The 8,516-nt window shown below is 41.3% G+C and carries 12 protein-coding genes; 8 read left to right on the top strand and 4 right to left on the bottom strand.

Features of this window, described 5'->3' with window-relative positions:
* From QZU77_RS05290 to QZU77_RS05275, 4 genes are all read left to right on the top strand, one after another.
* Positions 1-391: carboxymuconolactone decarboxylase family protein (locus QZU77_RS05290; protein ID WP_366208863.1), on the top strand; the 391-nt coding region annotated here is incomplete at its 5' end.
* A gap of 6 nt (positions 392-397) precedes the next feature.
* Positions 398-607 (top strand): hypothetical protein, encoded by a 210-nt coding sequence (locus tag QZU77_RS05285; protein WP_295601091.1) that lies wholly within the window; start codon positions 398-400, stop codon positions 605-607.
* A gap of 19 nt (positions 608-626) precedes the next feature.
* A complete protein-coding gene (locus QZU77_RS05280; protein WP_295601088.1) occupies positions 627-929 on the top strand; it encodes a hypothetical protein in 303 nt (100 codons plus the stop codon).
* 5 nt (positions 930-934) lie between these two features.
* Positions 935-1,303: a hypothetical protein gene (locus tag QZU77_RS05275; protein ID WP_295601085.1), complete on the top strand. Its 369-nt coding sequence runs from the start codon at positions 935-937 to the stop codon at positions 1,301-1,303.
* On the opposite strand, the gene QZU77_RS05270 is transcribed toward QZU77_RS05275, so the two are convergent.
* From QZU77_RS05270 to QZU77_RS05255, 4 genes are all read right to left on the bottom strand, one after another.
* Positions 1,300-2,061 (bottom strand): TatD family hydrolase, encoded by a 762-nt coding sequence (locus QZU77_RS05270; RefSeq protein WP_295601082.1) that lies wholly within the window; start codon positions 2,059-2,061, stop codon positions 1,300-1,302. The genes QZU77_RS05275 and QZU77_RS05270 overlap by 4 nt on opposite strands.
* A gap of 3 nt (positions 2,062-2,064) precedes the next feature.
* Positions 2,065-2,829, bottom strand: a complete 765-nt coding sequence (gene uppS / locus QZU77_RS05265; protein ID WP_295601079.1) for a polyprenyl diphosphate synthase — start codon at positions 2,827-2,829, stop codon at positions 2,065-2,067.
* Positions 2,830-2,850: 21 nt separating this feature from the next.
* Positions 2,851-3,567: a methanogenesis marker protein Mmp4/MtxX gene (gene mtxX / locus QZU77_RS05260; RefSeq protein WP_295601076.1), complete on the bottom strand. Its 717-nt coding sequence runs from the start codon at positions 3,565-3,567 to the stop codon at positions 2,851-2,853.
* Between the two features lie 79 nt (positions 3,568-3,646).
* Positions 3,647-5,026: a 2,3-diphosphoglycerate synthetase gene (locus QZU77_RS05255; RefSeq protein ID WP_295601072.1), complete on the bottom strand. Its 1,380-nt coding sequence runs from the start codon at positions 5,024-5,026 to the stop codon at positions 3,647-3,649.
* 45 nt (positions 5,027-5,071) lie between these two features.
* Here QZU77_RS05255 and QZU77_RS05250 point away from each other — a divergent pair, with 45 nt between their 5' ends.
* The 4 genes from QZU77_RS05250 to QZU77_RS05235 all read left to right on the top strand — a co-directional run bounded on the left by QZU77_RS05250 (position 5,072) and on the right by QZU77_RS05235 (position 8,507).
* The gene (locus QZU77_RS05250) at positions 5,072-5,806 is read left to right on the top strand and encodes a UPF0280 family protein (protein ID WP_295601069.1); all 735 of its coding nucleotides are present in this window, start codon (positions 5,072-5,074) and stop codon (positions 5,804-5,806) included.
* Positions 5,807-5,940: 134 nt separating this feature from the next.
* Positions 5,941-6,228: a UPF0058 family protein gene (locus tag QZU77_RS05245; protein ID WP_295601066.1), complete on the top strand. Its 288-nt coding sequence runs from the start codon at positions 5,941-5,943 to the stop codon at positions 6,226-6,228.
* Between the two features lie 151 nt (positions 6,229-6,379).
* Entirely contained in the window at positions 6,380-7,150 is a 771-nt protein-coding gene (gene comA, locus QZU77_RS05240) for a phosphosulfolactate synthase (RefSeq protein ID WP_295601063.1), read from the top strand.
* Between the two features lie 106 nt (positions 7,151-7,256).
* Positions 7,257-8,507 (top strand): methanogenesis marker 16 metalloprotein, encoded by a 1,251-nt coding sequence (locus QZU77_RS05235; RefSeq protein WP_295601060.1) that lies wholly within the window; start codon positions 7,257-7,259, stop codon positions 8,505-8,507.
* Positions 8,508-8,516: the final 9 nt, after the last annotated feature.

Here is an 8,516-nt window from a genome sequence, read left to right as displayed (position 1 = left end):
TGAGGATATAATCATTAGTATGTCAAGATATGAGAAAGGAAAAAAGACCCTGGAAAGCATTCAGGAAAAATCAGTCGAGGAAATCTTCAAGGAATTGGACGACATCGCACCTGACCTTTCCAGATTCGTAATCGAGTATCCGTACTCCGAAATATACACTCGCGAGGAATTGGATTTGAAAACCCGTGAAATATGCACAGTGACTGCACTGACAGTCCTTGGAACAATCCCTCAGCTGAAGGAGCACATCAATGCAGCATTGAATGTCGGAAACACTCCAGCAGAGATAGTTGAAATCATCATGCAGATGAGCGCCTACTGCGGCTTTCCGAAATCCATCAATGCAATGATGGCCGCCAAGGAAGTCTTTAAGGAAAGGGGAATATTGTAGATTGCCATGTGCGAGAGGACCTGTAGGAACTGCAAGCATTGGCAAGTGAATCTGCAGTTTAAGGGGGATTTCAATGGTGAAACCTGCAGACTTGGAAAAGGACGCACCATGCCAAATGACACCTGCAGCCGGTTCACGCCCAAAAGCACTTTCGACAGCCTGCAGGATCCATATAAGTATATTGATGAATACCGTAACGGCAGAATATTGAAATGATTAGTGGAAGTGATGAATCATGACTTTTGAAGTGGTTGTTCGTAAATTGCAATCAGAGCTGATTGACATAATCGAAAACGGCAAGCAAGTCAATGAATACGAGCTGATAGTGTATAAGTATGTTTTCATAAGCGAACTGGGAATGCCTCTAGTTGAAGATTTGGATGTGGAAATCGATGATGATTCATTCATGATACATGTCATACCGGACGGTCTGGAATTCGACCATTTGAGGAGATTGGTGGATTCCTTTGACAGGTTCAATGTCACTTTCATGCCAAACTCTTATAATGTAATAAAATTAAAATTCAAGCTAAAGTGATTCAAATGTATAATGAAGAGGAAAAGCAGCAACTGATGAATGATCTGGCTGAAATGGAAACCTTCCAGGCCGACACTGGGGATGAGGGAAAAATACTGCAGGAGGATTTGAAGAAATACTTCATCGACGGTGAGGGAGACAAGCAGGACTTGATATTTCGTATTGAACTATATTTCTATGCATTTAAACTCTTCTGCAGAAAGGAAGTGTTGATTGACAGGAATCAGTTCACAATATTTTTAAACGATTCACTATTGGACTATCATTTAATCAATCTGGTAAAACAAGACTTAACAGACTTTGAATTGGAAATCGAGGCTGTTAAGGAAAATAAGGAAGTTTTAATTAATTTGAACTTCACATTGCATTTTTAAATTTTAAAAATCTTGCGAGCATTGCTGGTGGTTATCTCATCAACAGTACTCACATCCATATTTTTTATCTCAGCAATTTTATGAACGGCTTTTGCAACATTGGCCGGTTCGTTGCGTTCTTCTTTTGTCATTGCCAAATATGGACTGTCGGTTTCAGTCAATACATAGTCAAGGTCTATCTTTTCAATCAAATCCTGATGATGCTTGGAGTAGCACAGCATTGTTGAAAAGCTCATGTATGAATCGTCACGGTTCATGATTCTTTTAGCTGTTTTCAGGCTTCCCCCGTAGCAGTGGAATACGAAATACGGAATTTCCTCATAGTCCTCGATGATGTTGACTGCCTTTTTCTCACAGTCGCGCACATGCATTACAATAGGCACCTTATACTCATTTGCAAGATCCAGGAAGCTTCTGAAAATCTCCTGCTGCCTTTCGCGCAGTGCCTTATCGGTAACATAGTAGTAATCCATTCCTACCTCGCCGATTGCGAGAATGTCATTTAAATGATTTGTGATGTTTTCATGAGCAATACGCAAATCCTCTTCAGTGGCATTCTGGGAGCTTACCGGGTGAAAACCGAATGTTGGATAGATGAATCCTTCATAATCCCTTGACAATTGCAATACTTTCATGTTGCTGTCATTGCTGTATCCTGAAACTATCACATGGTCTAACTTGTCCTTTGCTCTTTTGATGACGTCTTCACGGTCATCGTCAAAGTCCTCAAAATCAATATGGCAATGAGTGTCGATCATGGTTTACACTCCGAATCTTCTTTCCCTTTCCTGGTATGACCTTATTGCCCTTATGAAATCAACTTTCCTGAGTTCAGGCCATAAGGTTTCGCAGAAGTATAGTTCAGAGTAGGATGATTGCCATAGGAGAAATCCGCTTAATCTCTCCTCTCCGCTTGTACGTATGATTAGGTTAGGGTCTGCCAGTCCTTCGGTGTAAAGGTTTGCGCTGACTAGGTCTTCATCCACATCATCGATGGTGATTTCACCTGCTTGCACCTGTTCTATGATTTTCTTGAATGAATCGATGATTTCTAAACGTCCGTCATATCCAATAGCTATGTTGAATAATCTTTTATTGTAATGTGCAGTGGCGTCTTCTGCTTCTTGTATTGCTTCACGCACGCTTTCCGGTATCAATCCAGTTCTTCCGACTACTTTTACTTTCACTTCGTTTCTATGGATTTTCTCGTGGTCTACTAGTCTTTTGAAGTTTTTAACGAATAGTTTCATTAATCCTTCGACTTCATGTTCTGGTCTGTTGAAGTTTTCTGTAGAAAAAGCATATACGGTTATGATTTCAATTCCCAGTTCAATACTCCAGTCCAATACCTTTTCCAGTGTGTCAACTCCGATTTCATGTCCCTTGACTACATCCATGTTTCCTTGGAGCTTGGAGTATCTTCTGTTTCCATCCATGATTATAGCTACATGCTTCGGCATCTTTTCTGGCTTCAATCCACGTGTGATGTACCATTCATATAGTCTATAAAGTATATTTTCTCCCATTCTTATCCCTTAAAGCTTTAATTATTTGTCTTCAGCTAAATCGTTTGCTAGTGTTAGGCTGCGAACATATCCTTCAATGCTTTGGTCTCGGCTAGTGTCAATGTATGTCCTGTCTATTCCAAAGGTTACTGCCCCGTAACTTGGCCATGAGCTGAGCAATACCAGGGTTCTGAAAATGATGTTTCCCACTCTGCCGTTTGGCGCTATGATGACGTTGCAATGGTCATTTATTGCTTTTTCAATTAGTATGAAGTAGTTGGTGACGTCTTCATGTGTTTCCTCAATCATTCTTGTTAGTTTTTTAGCGTCCTTGATTGAGTTTGACACTTCGCTTCCTCTTCCGAAGTCATCTTCCCTTCCTTCTGCAAGAACTGCTATTTTAGGCTTTTTGTCCACTTTTTTAAGGAATTCTGCACAGTTCATTGCAATATCATATTTCTCCTCAATGGTGTTTCCCTCATCTATCCCGACAGGGCTTAACAGGAATTCGTATTCGTCGCCATGAACATAGGTTGCCCTTGAGAGTTTAGGGTAGTGTTCCTTGAGTTCTTTCATGATATTTGATGCTGGAAGTGATCCACGGATGACGCCATCAATTTTATCATCTAAAACTGCTTTTACTAAGTCTTCATCTCTATATATTAATTTGAGTTCCGTTTTTGGGTGTTTTTCTTTAAAAATATGACAAGCTTGTATTATATTTTCGTTTTCACCAACACCAATAGCTATTGTTTTCATTAATTATACTATATGTATATTATTATAAATTAAAGTTTTCTAAAATTATGGTGTTTGAGGGGATAATTAAAAAAAGAAATTAGGATGATTTGTTAAAATCATCAATTGCAGAATCAACAAGTTTGAGCACTGATTCTTTTAAGTCAGGGTATGAATCGTTTATAGGCACCGGAATATTGTCACAGTACACCACTTCAAGGCCATGAGCTATTGCATCCTTAGTTGCTACATCAACTGCCGCTGCTTTAAGTTCGGTCAGCATGACGTCAACCTCATCCATGTATTTTGCCATGTCCTCGCGAAGCAATGGCCTGTTGGATAGGTGAGCGGTTGTTCCCACTACTTTGCAGCCGTAGTTTGTCTCCAGGTATTCGACCAGCTTGTCCTTGACCTCTTCAGGGGCGGTTGTTGCGAAAAGCACCTTCTTGCCTTCAATGTCTGCTAGCGGTTTTGGCCTGAACACTGTTGATATAACTGTTGCATCCGGGTTGACCTCGCCTACGAACTCCTCGATTTTTCTGATCTTGTCGTCTGAGCACATTGGCTCTTCGCACATTGTCAGGATGACAAGGTCTCCAAGTCCCACCCTGTATGGTCCGAAGTATGTTGTGAGGTTTTCTATTGGTTGGTTTGCTCCAATCAATGCTATTTTCTTGTTGGTTTTGATTGGAGGTATTGCAGCTCCGCTTCCCTCGAATATTGCGAATTTGGAGTCAACCTGATTTGCGAGCTTCGCTCCCTTTTTCATGTTGGTCATGAACACTTCACCGGCCATTCCTCCGCCGCAGCGCCTGCAGCCAATGGTAAGTATCCTGCTCATCAGTGCGTCTTCCCAATGGTCGCTAGCTGCATGAACTCCTTTCTCGGATTGTTCAAGTAGGAATTCGGCGTTGATTTCCAGTTCTTCTCCGTGGACGATTTCAGGCTCTTCAGGTCCTCCACGACCCATGGCGATTACGCATGGCTCGTACCCGTTCTTGTCAATGAGCCTTGCCACGAAACCTGACACTGCGGTTTTGCCTATGCGCTTGCCTGTTCCGAGGATGGTTATTGCCGGCTTTTCCATCACGTCGTATTGTGATGTTGGCTCGAACTTGAAGTCCGGTCCCTCGTAGCTTATTCCTTCGTTGAGTACCTTGCATGCTATCTTGAACCTTTTGGGGTAGTCGAGTATTGGCTCATCGCTCAGGTCGAACACGGTGTCGATGTTGTGTTCTCTTATCATTTCAACGATGATATCATAGGGGATGTCCTTGTCCTTTGCGAATTGCACAGGTATTCCAAGTTTTTCTGAGTAGGATTCCTCTGAATCGTCTCTGAGCTTTTCAGTTCCTCCTATGAATACTGCTCCTCTGATATCAATGTGTTCCAGGTTGTTTAGGGTATCTATTGCTTCCTGTGTGACTGGCAGGTAATGTTCGCCGTCAACCAAACACAGCATTTTTGTTAGAGATTTCATGATAATTATTATGGTTTTAATAAGTAATAAGTTAAATTATTAAATATGTTTTTTAGTGAAATTGACATTGAGGAAACCCATATCCGTCTGACCACTGACCTGTCAGCCCATGACCTGAAACAATATGTCCATAAGTTAAGGTTTGATTTGAAAAACTACATTAGGCTCAGTCAGGATTTCCTCCTCTCAATGGAGCCGATTGCCGGATATGCTGAGAATTTGCCGGACATAATTAATAGGATGTATGAATCATCCAACAATGCCGACGTTGGGCCTATGGCCTGTGTGGCGGGAACCATTTCAGAAATGTCTTTGGATTATCTAATCAAAATGGGGTCTGATTATTCCATTGTTGAAAACGGAGGGGATATCGCACTTGTAAATGATACCAAGGTATTGTGCGGAATCTATTCGAATAACCATGTTCTTGGAAACAACATCGCTTTTGAAATACGGCCAAGGCGCAGGCAATTGGGAATATGCACCTCTTCGGGAAAAATCGGCCATTCAATCAGTTTCGGCGAGTCAGACAGCGTCACGGTCATATCCGATTCGCCGTCTCTTGCCGATGGGCTTGCAACCCGAATCGCAAATGATGTTTGTGGGGATGCCAGTGAGGATAAGGTTGCCAATGCACTTGAAACTGCGGAAAACTTTAGGGAATTTTACCGTGGGGTTTTGATAATTTCGGATGATAATGTTGGCACTGTGGGAAGATTGCCCAAAATTGTTGAAACAACAGAATTTGATGTAAAAAACATTTTCAACTTTATTAAATAGTGTTGATATTTTGTTTAAGTAAACTATTTTTGAATGCAATATTTAAATATGAGTAAATATTAAATATTAAAGTATAGATTTAAGGAGTTAATTTTTAACTAACTGAAATTAGTTAATTTATGGGTTAGATATCTATGTATAAAGACGAAATGATACAATTACATCAATTTTTAGTATATGTTTTAAAATATTTAGCTGAAGATGACCAAATAACCAATGACTGCAGTGAATATATCACCCTGAAAATTAGTCCGCATCACATCCACAAGACTAAGGCTGAGCATAAGCATGCCATTTTTGTGCTGTGCAAGATCATTGCTCAGGTGGTGGCTGACAAGGAACACAGTTCCATTCCTGAAAATGTTCGCAATTCACTTTCAGATTTAGTTAAAAGATCTGAAAATGAGCTCAATGCGTCATAAACTCTTTTTCTTTTTTTATAATTGCTTCAATTCTTTTTTTTAATTGTTCAAATCTATATTTTTTGTTGTTGAAAAGCAAAGTCTTAAAAAGTTTTATATACAATCTATTTATTAATAATATTTATGATAAAAAATTAACACGCGTGATATTTTGAAATCCTTTGAATTTTTATCCAAGAAAAGAGAAGAAAAACCAAGAAAAAATGGAATTACAATGGTCCTTGACAAGGGATTGGGCCTTGAAACAGCAAAAAGCCTCATGGAAATCTCAGGAGAATATGTGGACTACCTGAAATTCGGATGGGGAACAACAATCGTCCATGAGCAGGAAATAATCAGGAAAAAAGTGAAAATGTACCAGTCACATGACATACAGCCATACACAGGCGGAACACTGTTCGAGCTGGCGTACATGAACAACAAGCTCGAGGAATTCTTTCAGGAAGCACACAATCTTGGATTTGAGGCAATTGAAGTGTCAGACGGTTCAATCACAATTCCTCACGACAAGAAAGTGGAATGCATAGAGCTAGCAAAGGACAAAGGCTTTGAAGTGCTCTCTGAAGTAGGCAAAAAGGACCCTGCACTCGACAAGGAACTCACACTCGATGAGAGAATAGAATACATGCAGGAGGAACTTGATGCAGGATCATCCCTAATAATTGTGGAAGCCAGGGAAGGCGGCAAAAACATCGGAATATTCGACAAGTCAGGAAACGCAAAAGAGGATGAGATAGACTATATCCTGGATAATTTCGACGGAAGCAAGCTATTATGGGAAGCTCCAAACAAGGACCAGCAAGTCTTCTTTATCCTGAAGCTTGGAAACACAGTAAACCTGGGAAACGTTTCCACAGACGACATAACCTCCCTTGAAACGTTAAGAAGAGGATTGAGGGGAGACACTGTCGGTAAAATTTAAGATTACTTATTTATCAATCGGGCAAAAAAGTAGTAAAATCGTTGAAACAATTATTTAATCGGGCAATAATGATTGTTTCAAACACAAAAAAGAGAGGGTATTAAAATTGAGTGAAAAGACAATCGGCCAAATCAATGAGAAAATTGAAAATGGCGAAGCAAACATCTATACGGCAGAGGAGTTCAAGAAACTCATAAAAAAGGATGACGCCCCAAGCTTTGAGGAAGTTGACGTGGTGACATGCGGAACATGCGGAGTGATGAGCGGAACCGCAGCAATCCTCAACTTTATCGTTTCACCGCCAGGTGAATTCATAAGGGCAAACGAGGTCTACCTCAACGGAGTGCCGGCATACGCCGGGCCGTGTCCGAACGAATGGCTGGGATCAGTGGACGTGATACTTCACGGAACAGCGCACTCCCTACATGACGAGAACTATGGAGGAGGATTCCTCCTCAAGGACCTGCTTGAAGGGAAAACTGTTGACGTCAGGGTTGAAAGCGCCGACGGCAAAACCATTGAAAACACCATGACAATCGATGACATCACTCGTGGACAAATCATAGGTGCCCGTATGGCATTCAAGAACTACACTGCATTCACCAATCCGAACAATGAAGCAGTTAAGTCAATATTCGCAGCAACACCTCTTGAAGGAAACCTCAGAGGATTGACATTCTCCGGCTGCGGAGACCTGAACCCGCTTCAAAATGACATTCCCCACAATGTAATCAGGGAAGGATGCAAGGTTCTGATAAACGGTGCTGTAGGATACATTCTAGGAGATGGGACAAGGTCAAGTCCTGAAAAGCCGAATCTCATGCTTTCAGCAGACTACAAGCAAATGGACCCATACTACATGGGAGGCTTCAAGACAGGCCAGGGCGGTGAAATCTACGATACCGTGGCAATACCGATACCGGTTTTAAACGAGGAAATCTACAATAACCTGCTGGTGACCGATGACATGATAGATCTGCCTGTTGCAGACATCAAGGGACGCCACCTCCCCTTGGACAACACCAATTATGATGAAATGTGGAACGGCTATGACTTAAGGCCACAATACGATGATGGCAAATGCACAGGATGCGCGTCATGTACCGTTGAGAAAGTCTGCCCGACCAATGCATTCAAGGACAGGAAACTTAACCTAGCGCACTGTTTCGGATGTGGAATGTGCGCCAACTACTGTGAAAACAACGCATTTGACATGAACACTGGTGATGTCGACTTGACAATAAACGGCGAAAAGGTCAACATTCCAATCATCTGCAGGCAATCAGACAGGTTAAGGGGAAATAAACTGTCATTGAAACTCAAACAATTAATCGAGAATAAGGAATTTAAGCTTTAAGGTGGTTTA

This window comes from uncultured Methanobrevibacter sp., from assembly GCF_902774605.1.
Taxonomy (GTDB): domain Archaea; phylum Methanobacteriota; class Methanobacteria; order Methanobacteriales; family Methanobacteriaceae; genus Methanocatella.
This window is presented reverse-complemented; position numbering and strand designations above follow the sequence as displayed.

Coding starts and splice junctions, on each gene's coding strand:
- QZU77_RS05285 (WP_295601091.1), top strand. CDS start 398: ATGTGCGAGAGGACCTGTAGGAACTGCAAGCATTGGCAAGTGAATCTG.
- QZU77_RS05280 (WP_295601088.1), top strand. CDS start 627: ATGACTTTTGAAGTGGTTGTTCGTAAATTGCAATCAGAGCTGATTGAC.
- QZU77_RS05275 (WP_295601085.1), top strand. CDS start 935: ATGTATAATGAAGAGGAAAAGCAGCAACTGATGAATGATCTGGCTGAA.
- QZU77_RS05270 (WP_295601082.1), bottom strand. CDS start 2,061: ATGATCGACACTCATTGCCATATTGATTTTGAGGACTTTGACGATGAC.
- uppS (WP_295601079.1), bottom strand. CDS start 2,829: ATGGGAGAAAATATACTTTATAGACTATATGAATGGTACATCACACGT.
- mtxX (WP_295601076.1), bottom strand. CDS start 3,567: ATGAAAACAATAGCTATTGGTGTTGGTGAAAACGAAAATATAATACAA.
- QZU77_RS05255 (WP_295601072.1), bottom strand. CDS start 5,026: ATGAAATCTCTAACAAAAATGCTGTGTTTGGTTGACGGCGAACATTAC.
- QZU77_RS05250 (WP_295601069.1), top strand. CDS start 5,072: ATGTTTTTTAGTGAAATTGACATTGAGGAAACCCATATCCGTCTGACC.
- QZU77_RS05245 (WP_295601066.1), top strand. CDS start 5,941: ATGTATAAAGACGAAATGATACAATTACATCAATTTTTAGTATATGTT.